General features: G+C 63.6%; 13 protein-coding genes. 12 read left to right on the top strand and 1 reads right to left on the bottom strand.

Annotated elements, in window-relative coordinates; translation table 11 throughout:
* The first annotated feature begins 179 nt into the window (after nucleotides 1–179).
* The 12 genes from RTCK_RS12720 (at nucleotide 180) to RTCK_RS12665 (ending at nucleotide 14,118) form a co-directional block, all read left to right on the top strand.
* Nucleotides 180–746: a F0F1 ATP synthase subunit delta gene (locus tag RTCK_RS12720; RefSeq protein WP_142593127.1), complete on the top strand. Its 567-nt coding sequence runs from the start codon at nucleotides 180–182 to the stop codon at nucleotides 744–746.
* Nucleotides 746–2,275: a F0F1 ATP synthase subunit alpha gene (atpA, locus tag RTCK_RS12715; RefSeq protein ID WP_142522683.1), complete on the top strand. Its 1,530-nt coding sequence runs from the start codon at nucleotides 746–748 to the stop codon at nucleotides 2,273–2,275. Before RTCK_RS12720 ends, atpA begins: the two co-directional genes overlap by 1 nt.
* Nucleotides 2,276–2,304: 29 nt before the next feature.
* Nucleotides 2,305–3,183, top strand: coding sequence for a F0F1 ATP synthase subunit gamma (locus RTCK_RS12710; protein ID WP_142522684.1), 879 nt, complete (start codon nucleotides 2,305–2,307; stop codon nucleotides 3,181–3,183).
* Between the two features lie 23 nt (nucleotides 3,184–3,206).
* Nucleotides 3,207–4,649 (top strand): F0F1 ATP synthase subunit beta, encoded by a 1,443-nt coding sequence (gene atpD / locus RTCK_RS12705; RefSeq protein ID WP_142593048.1) that lies wholly within the window; start codon nucleotides 3,207–3,209, stop codon nucleotides 4,647–4,649.
* Between the two features lie 69 nt (nucleotides 4,650–4,718).
* Nucleotides 4,719–5,126, top strand: a complete 408-nt coding sequence (locus RTCK_RS12700) for a F0F1 ATP synthase subunit epsilon (RefSeq protein ID WP_142522686.1) — start codon at nucleotides 4,719–4,721, stop codon at nucleotides 5,124–5,126.
* Nucleotides 5,127–5,247: 121 nt separating this feature from the next.
* Nucleotides 5,248–6,141 (top strand): LysR family transcriptional regulator, encoded by an 894-nt coding sequence (locus RTCK_RS12695; RefSeq protein ID WP_142593047.1) that lies wholly within the window; start codon nucleotides 5,248–5,250, stop codon nucleotides 6,139–6,141.
* A 145-nt stretch (nucleotides 6,142–6,286) separates the two neighbouring features.
* On the top strand, nucleotides 6,287–6,766 hold the full coding sequence (locus tag RTCK_RS12690) for a formate dehydrogenase subunit gamma (RefSeq protein ID WP_142593046.1): 480 nt from the start codon (nucleotides 6,287–6,289) through the stop codon (nucleotides 6,764–6,766).
* Nucleotides 6,763–8,331: a formate dehydrogenase beta subunit gene (locus tag RTCK_RS12685; RefSeq protein WP_142593045.1), complete on the top strand. Its 1,569-nt coding sequence runs from the start codon at nucleotides 6,763–6,765 to the stop codon at nucleotides 8,329–8,331. The genes RTCK_RS12690 and RTCK_RS12685 overlap by 4 nt, the downstream gene beginning before the upstream one ends.
* Nucleotides 8,332–8,335: 4 nt before the next feature.
* Nucleotides 8,336–11,215 carry a formate dehydrogenase subunit alpha gene (gene fdhF, locus RTCK_RS12680; RefSeq protein ID WP_142522690.1) on the top strand — a complete coding sequence of 960 codons (2,880 nt, stop codon included), beginning with the start codon at nucleotides 8,336–8,338 and terminating at the stop codon, nucleotides 11,213–11,215.
* Nucleotides 11,216–11,224: 9 nt separating this feature from the next.
* On the top strand, nucleotides 11,225–12,052 hold the full coding sequence (fdhD, locus tag RTCK_RS12675; protein ID WP_142593044.1) for a formate dehydrogenase accessory sulfurtransferase FdhD: 828 nt from the start codon (nucleotides 11,225–11,227) through the stop codon (nucleotides 12,050–12,052).
* The gene (locus RTCK_RS12670; protein ID WP_142522692.1) at nucleotides 12,042–12,380 is read left to right on the top strand and encodes a formate dehydrogenase subunit delta; all 339 of its coding nucleotides are present in this window, start codon (nucleotides 12,042–12,044) and stop codon (nucleotides 12,378–12,380) included. The genes fdhD and RTCK_RS12670 overlap by 11 nt, the downstream gene beginning before the upstream one ends.
* A gap of 82 nt (nucleotides 12,381–12,462) precedes the next feature.
* The gene (locus RTCK_RS12665; RefSeq protein ID WP_142522693.1) at nucleotides 12,463–14,118 is read left to right on the top strand and encodes an OFA family MFS transporter; all 1,656 of its coding nucleotides are present in this window, start codon (nucleotides 12,463–12,465) and stop codon (nucleotides 14,116–14,118) included.
* A 349-nt stretch (nucleotides 14,119–14,467) separates the two neighbouring features.
* On the opposite strand, the gene RTCK_RS12660 is transcribed toward RTCK_RS12665, so the two are convergent.
* Nucleotides 14,468–14,947: a chemotaxis protein CheW gene (locus RTCK_RS12660; RefSeq protein ID WP_142522694.1), complete on the bottom strand. Its 480-nt coding sequence runs from the start codon at nucleotides 14,945–14,947 to the stop codon at nucleotides 14,468–14,470.
* Nucleotides 14,948–15,122 lie beyond the last annotated feature (175 nt).

Genomic DNA, 15,122 nt, shown 5'->3' with positions numbered 1-15,122 from the left:
AGCCCCGGCTTTTTAGCCTATCTGGCGTGTTGCGAGTCCATAGATCCTATGCTAGACGAACCGCGAAAGTCTGAAGAGGCCGGCAATCAAGCCGGTTGTTTTCAAAAAATATCCAATAATCCCAGTGTCTTATCGTTCTGCTTGCAGAGCTCGGGCGCTTGGGGCAATTCAGGGAAACTGTGCCCGTGGCCGACACGTCCCAGCTGATTTCCGGTGTGGCAGAGCGCTATGCATCGTCGCTTTTCGAACTCGCCCTCGAGGCCGGGTCGGTCGAGGCGGTCGGTGCGGATCTGGATCGTTTCCAGGGGCTGATCGACGAGAGCGCCGATCTGAAGCGGCTGATCGAGAGCCCGGTCTTTTCGGCGGATGAGCAGCAGCGGGCGGTATCCGCCGTTGCGGCCAAGGCCGGTATCGCCGGCATGGTCGGCAATTTCCTGAAGGTTGTCGCGGCAAACCGCCGCCTCTTCGCGCTGCCCGGCATGATCCGGGCCTTCCGCCAGATTGCCGCCGCCCACCGCGGCGAAGTGACCGCCGAGGTGACGTCCGCTCATGCGTTGACGCCGGCGCAGGAACAAGAACTCAAGTCGGCGCTGAAGGGCGTCACTGGCAAGGACGTGGTCGTCGCCGTCAAGGTCGATCCCTCGCTCCTCGGAGGTCTGATCGTCAAGGTCGGCTCCCGCCAGATCGACACCTCCCTTCGCACCAAACTTTCCACCCTTAAGCTTGCACTGAAAGAGGTTGGCTGATGGATATCCGCGCCGCGGAAATTTCCGCAATTCTGAAAGATCAAATCAAGAACTTCGGCCAGGAAGCCGAGGTATCCGAAGTCGGCCAGGTGCTTTCCGTCGGCGATGGTATCGCCCGCGTCTATGGTCTGGACAATATCCAGGCCGGTGAGATGGTCGAGTTCCCCGGCGGCATCCGCGGCATGGCGCTCAACCTCGAAGCCGACAATGTCGGCGTCGTCATCTTCGGCTCCGACCGCGAGATCAAGGAAGGCGACACGGTCAAGCGGACCGGTGCCATCGTCGACGTTCCGGTTGGTCCGGAACTCCTCGGCCGCGTGGTTGACGCCCTCGGCAATCCGATCGACGGCAAGGGCCCGATCAACACGACCCGCCGCGCACGCGTCGACGTGAAGGCTCCCGGCATCATTCCGCGCAAGTCGGTTCACGAGCCGATGTCCACCGGCCTCAAGGCCATCGACGCCCTGATCCCGGTCGGCCGCGGCCAGCGCGAGCTCGTCATCGGCGACCGCCAGACCGGCAAGACCGCGATCATTCTGGACACCTTCCTGAACCAGAAGCCGATCCACGACAACGGCCCGGACAACGACAAGCTCTACTGCGTCTATGTCGCTATCGGCCAGAAGCGTTCGACTGTCGCGCAGTTCGTGAAGGTCCTGGAAGAGCGCGGCGCTCTGCAGTACTCGATCATCGTTGCCGCGACCGCTTCCGATCCGGCTCCGATGCAGTATCTTGCGCCCTTCGCCGGCTGCGCCATGGGCGAATACTTCCGCGACAACGGCCAGCACGCCTTGATCGCTTACGACGACCTGTCGAAGCAGGCTGTCGCCTACCGCCAGATGTCCCTGCTGCTGCGCCGCCCGCCGGGCCGCGAAGCCTATCCGGGCGACGTCTTCTACCTGCACTCGCGTCTCCTCGAGCGCGCCGCCAAGCTCTCCGACGAGCGCGGCGCCGGTTCGCTGACGGCTCTGCCTGTCATCGAAACCCAGGGCAACGACGTTTCCGCCTTCATTCCGACCAACGTGATCTCGATCACCGACGGCCAGATCTTCCTTGAGACGGACCTGTTCTACCAGGGTATCCGTCCGGCCGTTAACGTCGGTCTGTCGGTTTCCCGCGTCGGGTCGGCCGCACAGGTCAAGGCGATGAAGCAGGTTGCTGGCTCGATCAAGGGCGAGCTTGCCCAGTATCGTGAAATGGCAGCCTTCGCCCAGTTCGGCTCCGACCTCGACGCCGCAACCCAGCGCCTGCTGAATCGTGGTGCGCGCTTGACCGAACTCCTGAAGCAGCCGCAGTTCTCGCCGCTGAAGACGGAAGAGCAGGTTGCGGTGATCTTCGCCGGCGTCAACGGCTACCTGGACAAGATCCCGGTCGGTGACGTGGGCAAGTTCGAGCAGGGCCTGCTGTCCTACATGCGTTCCGAAGGCAAGGACGTTCTCGATGCCATCCGCACCGAGAAGGCCCTGACGGACGACATCAAGGCAAAGCTCAAGGCCGCGCTCGACGCCTACGCCAAGTCTTTCGCCTGAATGCGGATCTAGCCAAGGACCGATAAGGCATGCCTTCACTCAAGGATCTGAAGAACCGGATCGCCTCCGTCAAGGCGACGCAGAAGATCACCAAGGCGATGAAGATGGTCGCCGCGGCGAAGCTGCGCCGTGCGCAGGAGGCGGCCGAGGCTGCTCGTCCCTACGCGGAACGCATGAACAAGGTACTGGCCAGCCTTTCGGCCGCCAATGCCGGGAACGCGGAAGCCCCGCTGCTGCTGTCCGGCACGGGCCGCGATCAGGTTCATCTTCTCGTCGTGGCGACGGGCGAGCGCGGCCTTGCCGGCGGGTTCAATTCGTCGATCATCCGCCTTGCCCGCGATCATGCGCTGAAGCTGCTCGCCGAAGGCAAGACGGTGAAGATCCTCACCGTCGGCCGCAAGGGCAACGACATCCTGCGGCGGACCTTCAAGGACAACATCGTCGACTACGTGACCTTCCGCGAGGTCAAGCAGTTGAGCTTCGCGAATGCCGACGACGTGGCCCGCCGCGTGCTCGACCTCTTCAACAAGGGCGAGTTCGACGTCGCGACGCTGTTCTACGCACGGTTCCAGTCGGTCATCTCGCAGGTCGCCACGGCGCAGCAGATCATCCCGGCAAAGTTCGACGATGCGGAGGCTTCGACCGGCTCGGCCGCGCTCTACGAATACGAGCCGAGCGAAGAGGAGATCCTGGAGGACCTCTTGCCGCGCAATGTCGCGGTGCAGATCTTCCGCGCGCTGCTCGAGAACAACGCATCCTTCTACGGCGCGCAGATGTCCGCAATGGACAACGCGACGCGCAATGCCGGTGAGATGATCAACAAGCTGACGCTGTCCTACAACCGCCAGCGCCAGGCGCAGATCACCAAGGAACTGATTGAAATCATTTCGGGCGCGGAAGCGCTCTGAGATAAGGAAAGAGGGTAAGAATTATGGCTATCGCAGCTACCCTGGATGCCGGCACCTCCGTCGGTAAAGTAACGCAGGTGATCGGCGCCGTCGTGGACGTTGCATTCGATGGCGAACTGCCGCCGATCCTGAACGCGCTGGAAACCGACAACAACGGCAACCGCCTTGTTTTGGAAGTCGCGCAGCACCTCGGTGAAAACCAGGTCCGCACCATCGCCATGGACTCCACGGAAGGTCTCGTCCGCGGCCAGCGCGTGACGAACACGGGCGCTCCGATCTCCGTTCCGGTCGGCGACCAGACGCTCGGCCGCATCATGAACGTCATCGGTGAGCCGGTCGACGAAGCCGGCCCGCTCGACACGACGACGAAGCGCGCCATCCACCAGGAAGCTCCGGCCTATGTCGAGCAGTCCACGGAAGCGCAGATCCTCGTCACCGGCATCAAGGTCGTCGACCTTCTGGCGCCTTACGCCAAGGGCGGCAAGATCGGCCTGTTCGGCGGCGCCGGCGTCGGCAAGACGGTTCTCATCATGGAACTGATCAACAACGTCGCCAAGGCGCACGGCGGTTACTCCGTTTTCGCCGGCGTGGGTGAGCGTACCCGTGAAGGCAACGACCTTTACCACGAAATGATCGAATCGGGCGTCAACAAGCACGGCGGCGGCGAAGGCTCCAAGGCCGCGCTCGTCTACGGCCAGATGAACGAACCGCCGGGTGCCCGCGCCCGCGTCGCCCTGACCGGCCTGACGATCGCCGAAGACTTCCGCGACAAGGGCCAGGACGTTCTGTTCTTCGTCGACAACATCTTCCGCTTCACCCAGGCGGGCTCCGAAGTGTCGGCTCTGCTCGGCCGTATTCCTTCGGCCGTGGGTTATCAGCCGACGCTCGCCACCGACATGGGCGCGATGCAGGAGCGCATCACCACCACGACCAAGGGTTCGATCACCTCGGTTCAGGCCATCTACGTTCCGGCCGACGACCTGACCGACCCGGCACCGGCCACCTCGTTCGCCCACTTGGACGCAACGACGGTTCTGTCGCGTTCGATCGCAGAAAAGGGCATCTATCCGGCCGTCGACCCGCTCGACTCCACCTCGCGCATGCTCGACCCGATGATCGTCGGAGAAGAGCACTACGAAGTGGCCCGCAAGGTGCAGACGACGCTGCAGCGCTACAAGTCGCTGCAGGACATCATCGCCATCCTCGGCATGGACGAACTGTCCGAAGAGGACAAGATGACGGTTGCCCGCGCCCGCAAGATCGAGCGCTTCCTGTCGCAGCCGTTCTTCGTGGCCGAAGTCTTCACCGGTTCGCCGGGCAAGCTGGTCGCCCTCGAAGACACGATCAAGGGCTTCAAGGGCCTCGTCAACGGCGAGTACGACCACCTGCCGGAAGCTGCCTTCTACATGGTCGGCTCCATCGAGGAAGCCATCGAGAAGGCTAAGAAGCTGGCTGCCGCTGCCTAAGCAGACATAAGCGGGCGCGCTGTTCGGACGGCGCGCCTTTGCATGCAACACGTGAAGAAGTGACCCGCCATGGCTGACGCCTTCAATTTCGAGCTTGTCTCTCCGGAGCGCCTTCTCGTTTCCGAAAAGGCCACGGAAGTCGTGATCCCTGCGACGCTGGGCGAGATGACGGTTCTTGCCAACCACGCTCCGACGATGACGACCATCAAGCCGGGCGTGGTGACGGTGAAGCTGGCGTCCGGACAGATGGACAAGTACGTCGTCTTCGGCGGCTTTGCCGATATCCTGCCGACGGGCTGCACGCTTCTCGCCGAATCGGCAGTGGCGCTCTCGGATATCACGCGGGAGACGCTGCAGGCGCGGATCGAAGCGGCTCGGGCGGATGCTGGTGCTGCAGCCGATCACGAGCACAGGACGAAGCTCGAGGAGTATCTGGCGCAACTGACGGAACTCAATGGCGCCATCCTGCCGGCCTGACCGGCGGGCGCACAGTAGCATCCGGTAAGGCGGCTTCACGGCCGCCTTTTTCATGTCCGTCGCTCAAGCCGTTGCTTGTCGCCTGCATCTTGCTGCAAGATGAAGATGGGATGGACATCAGATGATCGACAAGCTGGAATTCTTTATCGCGCTGGCGCGGGAGGGCCATTTCGGCCGGGCCGCCGTGGAATGCGGGATTTCGCAGCCGTCATTGTCGGCTGCCATCCGGCAACTGGAGGACCAACTGGGCGTGGGCCTCGTGGTGCGGGGATCGCGCTACCAGGGCCTTACCCCCGAAGGCCAGCGGGTCCTGGAATGGGCAAAGCGGATCGTGGCGGACGCGCGCACGATGCGGGAGGAAATGCGCGCCGCCAAGAGCGGCCTTTCCGGACATATCCGCCTCGCCGCCATTCCCACGGCGCTTGCGATGATCCCGCGGCTGACGGAGCCGTTTCAGGCCAAGCATCCGGATGTCACTTTTTCCGTCGTATCGCGAAACTCCCTGCAAGTGCTCGGCCAGCTCGACAATTTCGAGATCGACGCCGGCATTACCTATCTCGACAACGAACCGCTCGGCCGGGTGACGAGCGTGCCCCTCTATGCTGAGCGCTACATTCTGGTCGCCGCGGAAGGCACGCCCTATGCGGACCGCGAAAAGGTCACCTGGAAGGAGCTCGACGGCATTAGGCTTTGCCTATTGACGCCCGACATGCAGAACCGGCGCATCATCAACCAGCACCTGGCCGCGGCCGAGGTGAGCGTCAAGCCGACGCTCGAATCGAACTCGATGGTGGTGTTGCTGTCCCATGTTGCCACAGGCCAATGGGCAAGCATCATGCCGCGAAACGTCGCGCGCTCGTTCGGATTCGCCAAGCAGATCCGGATGATACCCATTGTGGAGCCGGAAGCGAGCCACCTTGTCGGCCTCGTCGCCACCCATCGGGAGCCGTTTACGCCGCTCGTCTCGGCCCTGTTGCACCAGGCGCGGAGCCTGACGCCCGAGGCGCTGCTTTGATAGTTTTTTTCTATCGCGTAACGGAACATCGATATTGACCCTTCCGCCTGCTGCGGACCAAACTCTGTACACAACGGCGCGCAAACAGGCATGCGCGCCCGAGGGTTGCCGCGGGCGGTAATCCTTCCGGGAGGTCTGGAAGACAATGAACCTACATGTGACGAGCGGCGTCTATGCCGAGCGATCGCGATCGATCATCCGCGAACTGAAGCACCTCGAAGGGCCGATGTTGCCCATTCTGCATGCGCTGCAGGAGGAGTTCGGCTTCATCCCCGACGAGGTCAAGCCGGTCATCGCCCATGAACTCAACCTCTCGCGCGCGGAAGTGCACGGGGTGGTCACCTTCTACCATGACTTCCGCCAGGCACCCGCGGGGCGGCACGTGCTCAAGCTGTGTCGCGCGGAGGCCTGCCAGGCCATGGGTGGAGACGATCTCGCCGATGCCGCCCGCAGGCTGCTCGGCATCGACTTCCACCAGACGACGCTGGACGGCGCGGTGACGCTGGAGCCGGTCTACTGTCTCGGCCTCTGTGCCTGCGCGCCGGCAGCCATGCTGGACGAGGATGTCCATGGGCGCGTAGACGAGCACTGTCTTGGCGAACTGGTTGCGGAGGCGCGCCGATGACCGTTACGATATTCGTTCCCCGCGATGCCGCCGCCCTTGCACTCGGCGCGGAGAAAGTGGCGGAAGCCATCGCAGCCGAGGTGGCGGCCCGTGGCCTGGATGCGCGCATCGTCCGCAACGGTTCCCGCGGCATGTTCTGGCTGGAGCCGCTGGTGGAGGTGCGGACGGAGCGGGGGCGCATCGCCTACGGACCCGTCAAGCCGTCCGATGTCGCAAGCTTGTTCGATAGCGGTTTGATGACTGGCGGAGCGCACCCGCTCTGTCTGGGGCTGACGAAGGAAATTCCCTTCCTCCGTCAGCAGACCCGCCTGACCTTCTCGCGCTGCGGCGTAACGGACCCCCTTTCTCTGGAAGACTACCGCCACTACCAGGGCCTCAAGGGTCTTGCGCGGGCTCTGACGATGTCCGCACCGGAGATCGTACAGGCGGTGACCGATAGCGGGCTGCGCGGCCGCGGCGGTGCGGGTTTCCCCACAGGCATCAAGTGGAAGACGGTGGCCGATGCGCCAGGCGCGCAGAAATACATCGTCTGCAATGCGGACGAGGGCGACAGCGGCACCTTCGCCGACCGGATGATCATGGAAGGCGATCCCTTCGTGCTTATCGAGGGCATGATCATTGCGGGCCTCGCGACGGGAGCGACGAAGGGTTACATCTATACCCGCTCCGAATATCCCCATGCCATCCAGAGGATGAACGAGGCGATCGACGTCGCCCGCCGCGCCGGCATTCTCGGCCCGTCGGTGATGGGCTCGGCGCATGCCTTCGACCTGGAGGTGCGGGCCGGCGCCGGTGCCTATGTGTGTGGCGAGGAGACCTCGCTTCTGAATTCGCTGGAGGGCAAGCGCGGCATCGTGCGTGCGAAGCCGCCGCGCCCGGCCTTGAAGGGCTTTCTTAGTTGCCCGACGGTGGTCAACAACGTGATGTCGCTCGCCTCCGTGCCGGTCATCCTCGACCGCGGTCCGGAATTCTATCGTGACTTCGGCATGGGCCGCTCGCGCGGCACGATCCCGATCCAGATCGCCGGCAACGTCAGGCATGGCGGGCTGTTCGAGACCGCCTTCGGCCCTACCCTCGGGCAGATCGTCGACGAGATCGGCGGCGGCACGGCGACCGGGCGGCCGGTAAAGGCGGTGCAGGTGGGCGGGCCGCTTGGGGCCTATTTCCCCCGCACCCTCTTCGACACCCCGTTCGACTACGAGGCCTTCGCGGCGAAGGACGGCTTGATCGGCCATGCGGGCGTCGTGGTGTTCGACGACACAGCCGACATGCTGAAGCAGGCGCGGTTCGCCATGGAGTTCTGCGCCATCGAAAGCTGCGGCAAGTGCACGCCCTGCCGGATCGGCTCGACGCGCGGCGTCGAGACGGCCGACAGGATCGCGCGGGGTATCGAGCCGGAGAAGAACAGGGCGCTGCTCGCCGACCTCTGCAACACCATGAAGTTCGGATCGCTCTGTGCGCTCGGCGGCTTCACGCCCTATCCGGTGATGAGCGCGATGATACATTTCCCGGAAGATTTCGGGCCTACCCCCCTTGGCACCCCCCTGATCGAAGCGGCGGAGTAGCATCATGACCCTGATCCAGGAAAAAGACTTTGGTACGCCCGCCTCCGCCTCGGAGGCGCAGGTGACGCTGACCATCGACGGGCGGCAGGTGACGGTGCCGGAAGGCACGTCGATCATGCGGGCCTCCATGGAGGCCGGAGTTCAGGTGCCGAAGCTCTGCGCCACTGACATGGTCGACGCCTTCGGTTCCTGCCGGCTCTGTCTGGTGGAGGTGGAGGGACGAAACGGTACCCCCGCCTCCTGCACGACGCCAGTGGCGCCCGGGCTCGTCGTCCACACCCAGACGGAGCGGCTGAAGCAGATCCGTCGCGGCGTGATGGAACTCTATATCTCCGACCATCCGCTCGACTGCCTCACCTGCGCCGCCAACGGCGACTGCGAGCTGCAGGACATGGCGGGGGCCGTCGGCTTGCGCGACGTCCGCTACGGCTATGATGGCGACAATCACGTGCGCGCTCGAAATGACGGTGAGATCAACGCCAAGTGGATGCCGAAGGACGAGTCGAACCCCTACTTCGCTTATGATCCGTCGAAGTGCATCGTCTGCTCGCGCTGCGTGCGGGCCTGCGAGGAGGTGCAAGGCACGTTCGCGCTCACCATCGAAGGGCGCGGCTTCGACAGCCGCGTCTCGCCCGGCATGCACGAGCATTTCCTGGAGTCGGAATGCGTCTCCTGCGGCGCCTGCGTGCAGGCGTGCCCGACGGCGACGCTGACCGAAAAATCGGTGATCGCCATCGGCCAGCCGGAGCATTCGGCCGTTACCACCTGCGCCTATTGCGGCGTCGGCTGCTCCTTCAAGGCGGAGATGCGCGGCGAGGAGCTGGTGCGTATGGTGCCCTACAAGGACGGGCAGGCAAACCGGGGCCATTCCTGCGTCAAGGGCCGCTTCGCCTATGGCTATGCCAACCACAAGGACCGCATCCTCAACCCGATGATCCGGGAGAAGATCACGGACCCCTGGCGGGAGGTGACGTGGGAGGAGGCGTTCGCCCATGTGGCATCGGAGTTCAAGCGGCTGCAGTACCAGTACGGCCGCGATTCCATCGGCGGCATCACCTCGTCGCGCTGCACGAACGAGGAAACCTTCCTCGTTCAGAAGCTGATCCGCGCCGGCTTCGGCAACAACAACGTCGATACCTGCGCCCGCGTCTGCCATTCGCCGACCGGCTACGGCCTCGGCCAGGCCTTCGGCACGTCCGCCGGGACGCAGAACTTCGATAGCGTCGAGCATTCGGACGTCGTGGTGGTGATCGGGGCAAATCCAACGGACGGACATCCGGTCTTCGGATCGCGGCTGAAGAAGCGGCTGCGGCAAGGCGCAAAGCTCATCGTCATCGACCCGCGCCGGATCGATCTCGTCCGAACGCCGCATGTGGAGGCGGCCTACCACCTGCCGCTCAAGCCCGGCACCAACGTCGCGGTGCTGACGGCGCTCGCCCATGTGATCGTGACGGAAGGGATCTTCGACGAAGCATTTATCCGCGAACGCTGCGACTGGTCGGAGTTCCAGGATTGGGCGGCCTTCGTTGCCGAGCCGCAGCACAGCCCGGAAGAAACGGAGACGTTCACCGGCGTCCCGGCCGACCTCGTTCGCGGTGCCGCGCGGCTTTACGCAAAGGGCGGCAATGGCGCGATCTACTACGGCCTCGGCGTCACGGAGCACAGCCAGGGATCGACCACGGTCATGGCGATTGCCAACCTCGCCATGGCGACCGGCAATATCGGGCGCCCAGGCGTTGGCGTGAACCCGTTGCGCGGCCAGAACAATGTTCAGGGCTCCTGCGACATGGGCTCGTTTCCGCACGAACTGCCAGGCTACCGGCACATTTCCGACGACGCCACGCGCGACACCTTCGAGAAGATGTGGGGCGTGACGCTCAACAACGAGCCGGGGCTGCGCATCCCGAACATGCTGGACGCCGCCGTCGAGGGGACGTTCAAGGGCATCTACATCCAGGGCGAGGACATTCTTCAGTCCGACCCGGATACGAAGCACGTCTCCGCCGGGCTCGCGGCGATGGAATGCGTCGTCGTCCACGACCTCTTCCTCAACGAGACGGCCAACTACGCGCACGTCTTCCTGCCGGGATCGACCTTCCTGGAGAAGGACGGCACCTTTACCAATGCGGAGCGGCGCATCAACCGCGTCCGCAAAGTCATGAGCCCGAAGAACGGCTATGCGGACTGGGAGGTGACCCAGAAACTGGCGCAGGCCATGGGACTGAACTGGACCTACACCCATCCGTCGCAGATCATGGACGAGATCGCGGCAACGACGCCGAGCTTCGCCGGCGTCTCCTATGCCTATCTGGAGGAGAAGGGTTCGGTGCAGTGGCCGTGCAACGAGAAGTTCCCGGACGGCTCGCCGATCATGCATGTGGGCGGCTTCGTGCGTGGCAAGGGCAAGTTCATCCGCACGGAATATGTGGCGACGGACGAGCGGACGGGGCCTCGCTTCCCGCTGCTGCTCACCACCGGCCGCATCCTCAGCCAATACAATGTGGGCGCACAGACGCGCCGGACCGACAATGTCGTCTGGCATGACGAGGACCGGCTGGAAATCCATCCGCACGATGCCGAGCAGCGTGGCATCAAGGACGGGGACTGGGTAAAGCTCGCCAGCCGTTCCGGAGATACGACGTTGCGCGCGCTGATCACCGACAGGGTTGCGCCGGGCGTCGTCTACACGACCTTCCACCACCCAGATACACAGGCGAACGTCATAACCACCGACTTCTCCGACTGGGCGACCAACTGTCCCGAGTACAAGGTGACGGCGGTGCAGGTCTCGCCTTCCAACGGTCCGACGGAGTGGCAGCAGGATTACGAGGAACTGGCGCGGCGGTCGCGGCGGATCGCCGGGAAGATGGAAGCAGCGGAGTAGGGCAGGCGGGTGCAGGTTTTCGAGACGAAAACGGCGGCGCGGGAAATCGTCTGCCGTAACGGAAATGTGCGTCCTGGTATCAGGGCCGTACCGGAGGAGGTGCCGATCGCATTCTCCTACGGAGGCTCGACACATGCGGTGATGATGGGCACTCCCGGCGATCTGGTGGACTTTGCGGTCGGGTTCAGCCTGACGGAGGGGATCATCGAGACGCCGGAAGAGATCGAGGGCGTGGAAGTCGTCGCAGGGGAGAAGGGACTCGATGTCCAGATCAGTCTGCAGGGGGACAAGGAGGAGGCGCTTCGCCGACGCCGTCGCAGCATGGCCGGCCCGGTGGGCTGCGGCCTCTGCGGCCTGGAATCGCTGGATCAGGCGATGAGACCGGTGCCCGTGCTTTCCGAGGTTCGCTGCGACTTCGAGGCCGGGCACGTTCGCGCTGCCGTGTCCGCTCTCAATCAGGGCCAGCCGCTGCATGCGGAGACGCATGCGGTGCATGGCGCAGGGTTCTTCGTGCCGGGCAAGGGACTGGCGGCGGTCCGCGAGGACGTAGGGCGGCACAACGCCCTGGACAAGCTGATAGGCGCCGTCGTGCGCGGGAGAATAGACGGTGCCTCCGGCGCAGTGGTGGTGACCAGCCGCGTTTCCGTCGAGATGGTGCAGAAGACTGCCATACTCGGCGCTCCCGTCCTCATCGCCATCTCCGCACCCACGGCGCTTGCGCTTCGCACGGCAGAAGCGGCAGGCATGACGATCGTCGCGCTGGTGCGCGGCGAGGATTTCGAAGTCTTCACACGAAACGACCGCATCAAGACGGGGACCAGCGTTCATGTCGCATGACCAGACCAACGAGAAACTCGTCCGCATGGCCAACCAGATTGCCACCTTTTTCCTTTCACAGTCTGAGGATGTGCGGGCGGAGGGTGTCGCCACCCATATCAACAAGTTCTGGGAGCCGCGCATGCGGCGGCACTTGTTCGAGCATCTCGATGCAGGCGGGGAGGGACTGCTTCCGCTGGTGATCCAGGCTTCGACGATGATCCGCCGCCCTGAGGCAAGGGTGAGTTCGGGGGTAGGCATTGGCCAGGACGCGGCGGAAGGGGCGCCGGGCGGCAAGGGCGTGGCCGCGGGTGAATCTCTTTCCGAACCCAGCATACCGGAGGCATGACCTAAGGTCCGATCAGGCTTCCTCGCAGGAGGAGGCGCCGCCATGATTTTTGTGAAGTCCATTTTCCAGAGGAGGGATTGGAATGGCAGTCGCAGGAACAACAACGGGAGGGCTCGCCGATCCCGGAATACTCGATCGAGAACGCATCATCGCCAAGCCTGGCTTCAATCGATGGCTCGTTCCGCCAGCGGCGCTGGCGATCCATCTGTGCATCGGCATGGCCTATGGGTTCAGCGTGTTCTGGTTGCCGCTGTCGCGGGCATTGGGCGCTGAAACGCCGGCTGGTTGCGCCGACATGAACCTCATCGGCGCGCTCTTCACCACCACCTGCAACTGGCGGGTTGCCGATCTCGGCTGGATCTACACGCTGTTCTTCGTTCTCCTCGGTTGTTCCGCAGCGATCTGGGGTGGCTGGCTGGAGCGGGTGGGACCCCGCAAGGCGGGCTTCGTCTCCGCCTGCTGCTGGTGCGGCGGCATGCTGATCGCTGCACTCGGCGTCATGACGCACCAGTTGTGGCTGATGTGGCTCGGCGCCGGCGTCATCGGCGGCATCGGTCTCGGTCTCGGCTATATTTCGCCGGTTTCGACGCTCATCAAGTGGTTTCCGGACCGCCGCGGCATGGCAACCGGCATGGCCATCATGGGCTTCGGCGGCGGCGCGATGATCGGGGCCCCTCTTGCCAACATCCTCATGAACTACTTCAAGACGGATACTTCCGTCGGCGTTTGGCAGACCTTTGTCACCATGGCCATCATCTACTTCGCCTTCATGCTCGGCGGCGCATTCGGCTACCGGATACCGCCCGCAGGCTGGCGCCCGGAGGGCTGGACGCCGCCGGTGGCCAAGAACACGATGATCACCACGCGTCACGTGCATCTGCGCGACGCGCACAAGACGCCGCAGTTCTGGCTGATCTGGGCCGTGCTTTGCCTCAACGTTTCGGCAGGGATCGGCGTGATCGGCATGGCCTCGCCGATGCTGCAGGAGATCTTCGCCGGCTCGCTGATCGGATTGCCGGACCTTACTTTCTCGCAGCTGGATGCGGGGCAGAAGGCACAGATTGCCGCGATCGCCGCAGGGTTCGCGGGGCTTCTGTCGCTGTTCAACATCGGCGGCCGGTTCTTCTGGGCGTCGCTTTCCGACAAAATCGGGCGAAAGAACACCTACTATGCGTTCTTCGTCATCGGCATCGTTCTGTATGCGGCCGCACCGACGCTGGCCGACATGGGCAGCAAGGCATTGTTCGTGCTCGCCTTCGGCATCATCCTGTCCATGTATGGGGGAGGTTTCGCGACGATCCCGGCCTATCTGGCGGATATCTTCGGGACGCAGTTTGTGGGTGCGATCCACGGTCGGCTTCTGACGGCCTGGGCCACCGCCGGTATCGTCGGACCGGTGGTCGTCAACTACATCCGCGAGGCACAGATCGCCGCCGGCGTCGCACCGGGACCCGAACTCTACAGCGGCACCATGTACATCCTTGCGGGGATGCTGGTGCTCGGGATCGTAGCGAACGCCTTTGTCAGGCCACTTTCCGACAAGTGGTTCATGTCGGAGGAGGAAGTGGCGTCGCTACAGGCAAAGTCCGCAGCCGCGAGTGCCGGGCCGACCGGATCCTTCGGGATCGGCAAGGGCGGGCTGGACGGAAAGGCCGTTGCCGCCTGGGCCGTCGTCGGCATCCCGCTGCTGTGGGGTGTATGGGTGACGCTGAAGAGCAGTCTCGCGATCTTCGGCTGAGACCGGAATATCGATAGCAAAAGGCCCGGAGGATCTGCCTCCGGGCCTTCTTTCATGCCGGGCTGTCGCTAGGCGGCGCGGGGAGGCGCCGCAGATATGGCCTTTTCCTCGATCCGGAATTCGCGGAGCAGCCCGTGGAGTGCCTCCGCCTGCTGGGCCAGCCCGTGGCTCGCCATTCCCATCCTCCATAGTCAGGTCCTGATCCGCCTCGCTGAGCGCATACACCTCAAGATCGCCGGATCATGGCTAATTATCGCATGACGAGAGTTAGCGACATTTAATGCATGGGTCCGGATATGAAAAAGCCCCGTCGAGCGGGGCGTTTCCGAATCCTATTGTGGGCGCTGCATTACGCGGCGAGGTCTTCGACCTCGGTTCCCTTGAACATCTTCGAGAGGTTCAGGAAGCAGATCATGCCGTTCTCGTTGGCGATGATGCCTTCGGAGAAGGACTTGTCGAACGACGCCGAGATTTCCGGAACGGGCTGGACCTGGTTCGACGGGATCGTCAGGATGTCGGAGACCTGATCGACCAGCATGCCGATGACCATGTTATGAACTTCTGCAACGACGATCGCGCTGCGCTCGGTCGCGACGGCGCTCTTCATGCCGAGCTTCTGGGCGAGGTCGATGATCGGGATGACCGAGCCGCGAAGGTTCATGACGCCGATCACGTCCGACGGGGCATGCGGAATCGGCGTCGATGGCGCCCAGCCGCGGATCTCGCGGATCGTCGTGGTCTTGACGCAGAATTCCTGATCGTGAAGGCGAAATGCGATAATTTCCAGCGTCTCGCCGCCGTAGTTTGCAGATGTATTCATCGTAGCCATCAATGTCTTCCCAACTCTCCGGTGCCTGGAGCAAGGCGACGCTCGACGCAGCACCGTGAGCCGGGCCGGAAGCTGACGCGGCGGTGGCTACGCGCTTCGTGTCGTGGTGCGGTGTCGTCACCTTATTTCGAGAATGTTGAATAAATCTGAATCGCTCAGGACAAATGCTTCGCCT

The sequence above is a fragment of the Pseudorhizobium endolithicum genome, assembly GCF_902153245.2.
Taxonomy (GTDB): Bacteria; Pseudomonadota; Alphaproteobacteria; order Rhizobiales; family Rhizobiaceae; genus Neorhizobium; species Neorhizobium endolithicum.
The sequence above is the reverse complement of the archived record's forward strand: the minus strand, read 5'-3'. Positions and strand labels throughout refer to the sequence as shown.

Coding starts and splice junctions, on each gene's coding strand:
- atpD (WP_142593048.1), top strand. CDS start 3,207: ATGGCTATCGCAGCTACCCTGGATGCCGGCACCTCCGTCGGTAAAGTA.
- atpA (WP_142522683.1), top strand. CDS start 746: ATGGATATCCGCGCCGCGGAAATTTCCGCAATTCTGAAAGATCAAATC.
- RTCK_RS12695 (WP_142593047.1), top strand. CDS start 5,248: ATGATCGACAAGCTGGAATTCTTTATCGCGCTGGCGCGGGAGGGCCAT.
- RTCK_RS12685 (WP_142593045.1), top strand. CDS start 6,763: ATGACCGTTACGATATTCGTTCCCCGCGATGCCGCCGCCCTTGCACTC.
- RTCK_RS12660 (WP_142522694.1), bottom strand. CDS start 14,947: ATGGCTACGATGAATACATCTGCAAACTACGGCGGCGAGACGCTGGAA.
- fdhF (WP_142522690.1), top strand. CDS start 8,336: ATGACCCTGATCCAGGAAAAAGACTTTGGTACGCCCGCCTCCGCCTCG.
- RTCK_RS12665 (WP_142522693.1), top strand. CDS start 12,463: ATGGCAGTCGCAGGAACAACAACGGGAGGGCTCGCCGATCCCGGAATA.
- RTCK_RS12700 (WP_142522686.1), top strand. CDS start 4,719: ATGGCTGACGCCTTCAATTTCGAGCTTGTCTCTCCGGAGCGCCTTCTC.
- RTCK_RS12670 (WP_142522692.1), top strand. CDS start 12,042: ATGTCGCATGACCAGACCAACGAGAAACTCGTCCGCATGGCCAACCAG.
- RTCK_RS12710 (WP_142522684.1), top strand. CDS start 2,305: ATGCCTTCACTCAAGGATCTGAAGAACCGGATCGCCTCCGTCAAGGCG.
- RTCK_RS12690 (WP_142593046.1), top strand. CDS start 6,287: ATGAACCTACATGTGACGAGCGGCGTCTATGCCGAGCGATCGCGATCG.